Source organism: Hymenobacter agri, from assembly GCF_054778495.1.
Genome location: NZ_BAAGZM010000605.1, coordinates 1 through 2,546, shown reverse-complemented (window position 1 = coordinate 2,546; position 2,546 = coordinate 1). Strand labels below are relative to the sequence as shown.

At 62.8% G+C, this 2,546-nt stretch carries 1 protein-coding gene; it reads right to left on the bottom strand.

Going from position 1 to position 2,546, the window contains the following annotated elements:
• A partial coding sequence (gene sov, locus ACYVDE_RS20000; protein WP_460503299.1) for a T9SS outer membrane translocon Sov/SprA occupies positions 1 to 2,546 on the bottom strand: 2,546 nt, incomplete at both ends.

Genomic DNA, 2,546 nt, shown 5'->3' with positions numbered 1-2,546 from the left:
CGGCACGGGCAGCGGCGTGCTGGCCAGGCGCCAGGCCGGAATGCTGGCCAGGCCGCCCAGCGTGTAGGGCGTGCGGGCATTCTCGAAGTCGTCGACGTAGCTCACGCCATTTTCGCCGTTGCCCAGCTGCGAGCGGCCCGGCAGCAGCTTGGCAAATTCCCCGCTGAAGGCAATGGTCGAAATCTCCTTCGTCGACACGAAAGGCAGCATGTCGAGGTACTTGGTCAGCACCCGGCTGTCTTTGCGGATGCTGCCGTCGAGGCCCACAATGGTGTTGTTGCCCGGCTCGTCGCCCACGTTCACGCGGTTGATGCCTGGGGCTTGGTTCTCCAGCAGGTGTAGGGCCGTGGCGCCCAGCGTAATGTCCTTGTTCAGGCGGTAGTCGAGGCGGGTGCCCAGCAGCTTGCGGGGCTGCACCTGCACCAACGCGTTTTTCTCAAACTCCACCCGCAGCTCGTTGGCCGAATTGAGGTAGGCCGGGTTCAGGATTTTCACCTTGGCCTGGTCATAAAACACCTGGTAGTCGGTGCCTTCCGTGAGCAGCGTCGAGCCCGAGCGCACCCGCACCGAGCCCTGCGCAATGCCAATGCCCGGCAGGTTAATCTCATCGGAGCCCGCCCCGCCCTGGAAGCGCCCGCGCAGGAAAAACTTGTCCTTTTCCTGGCGCTGCTGCGCGTCGCTCTGCGTCTGGTTATACAGCTCCGAGTACACGTACTTCTGCGCCAGCAGCCGCTCGTTGGCCCCATCTACCCCGGTCGTGTCGAACTGCGTGCGCAGGTAGTTGCCGAAGGGCTGAATGTTGGGGAAAATGATTTTGCCCAGCTCGGGGTCAATCGTGACACCCGGGAAAAAGTCGAAGTTGCCGTCGGGGTTGCGGTCGTTGTTGGGGTTCACGTGGTCGAGGTTGAGCACCTCAATCAGCGGGCGGTTGCGCAGCAGGTCGCCTTCCTTAAGCGACACCAAATCGACCCCCGTGGCGTCGTCCTTATAAATGATTTGCAGCTGGAAGTTGTCGCGGCTCAGCTGCGAGGCGTTCAGGGGATAGATGTTTTTCATCATCAAATCCCAGGTCGGCGTGTTGCGGGTGCTCACGCCCCGGTTCAGCGGGTCGGGGCGGCCCGGCGCCGGCAGCGCGTTCACGCCCGGGTTGCTGGCGCGCAGCATTTTCAGAAACACCACCTGGTCGGCGGGCAGTGAGCCGTAGTCGTCCGAGGTTTCCCCCACCTTGTAGGTTTTGCCGTTGTAGATGTAGGTGTAGCTCACGCCCAGCACTTGGTCGGGCAGCAGCGGCGTGTTCAGGCTCAGGTAGCCCAGCTGGGCATTGAAGGTGTACTCCCGGTTGTCGAGCTTGCGGGCCCGTACCCGCTCAAAGTCTACGTTCTTGGCCAGGCGCAGTGAGTTTTGCAGGTAAGCATCCACCGTTAGGTTGTCGCGGTTGGCGGGGTTGCTGGTGAGCTGGCTGAACTCGGTGTTGGCGCGGTTGTCGGCCGGGGTTTGGGGCGTGGCGTTGGGGTTGGGCTGGAAGAGCTGCTGCTGGTACACGCGCAGCGGCTCGGCCAGGTCCATCAGCGTCACCACGTTGCGCAGGGTTTCGGTGGTGCGATTGTCGTTGGTCACGTACACCTCCAAGCGCGTAATCGTGATGCCGCTCTGGATGGTGGGCAGGTTGCGCAGCGCCTGGTCGTAGCGCTCGCGGAAAAACTGCGACAGAAAAAAGTGCCGGTCGCGCTCGTACTGGCTGGCTTTCAACTCGTACTGCCGGCTCTGGGCCCCGTTCTGAATGCGCACCTCGTCGGCGGTGCCGCGCACGGTGGCGGCCACGGCCGTCACGCCCAAGCGGCCAAACTGCAGCTGGGTTTTAATACCGAACAAATTCTGCCCGCCCTGCACCAGCGAGTTGCCCAGCGGCAGGCTCACGTTGCCCAGGTCCACCTTGCGCACGATGTCGTTGTCTTCGCCCGCGAAGTCGAATTTCATCTGGTTATCAAAGTCGAACGAAGCCTTGGTGTCGTAGTTGAACACCAGCTTGAGCCGGGTGCCAATCTGCCCGGTCAGGTTCACGTTGATGTTCTGCTCGAATAGAAAGTCGCCCACGCTCTGCTGGCGCAGCGTCAGGGCCGGGTTTTCGTTGCGGTTGTAGCGCGCCCCAAACTTGAGCGTGACCGCGCCCGCCGGCCGGATGTCGACGTAGCTGCCCCCGAAAATACGGTTGGCAATGGGTCCGAGGTAAATCTTGGGAATCAGGCGCTGGGCCTGGGGCGAGCCCGGCTTGGCCGCAATGCCCGTGATGCCGCCCTTGGCCTTCTGGCGGTAGTAGTCGGCAATGGCCTGGCGGCGCTGAAACTCTTCGTACTCCTTGTAGCTCAGTACGCTGGGGTCGCGGTAGTCCACTTCCTTGCCCACCTTTTCCTGCACGTCGAACTGCTTCAAGCTGTCATCAACGGCCACGTTCAGCTTCACGGTTTTGGGCAGGGGCAGAATGAGCGGCGACTCGCGCCGGCGCTGGCCAAAGGGGCTGCCGGGGCGGTCCTGGGCCCGCACGCGGG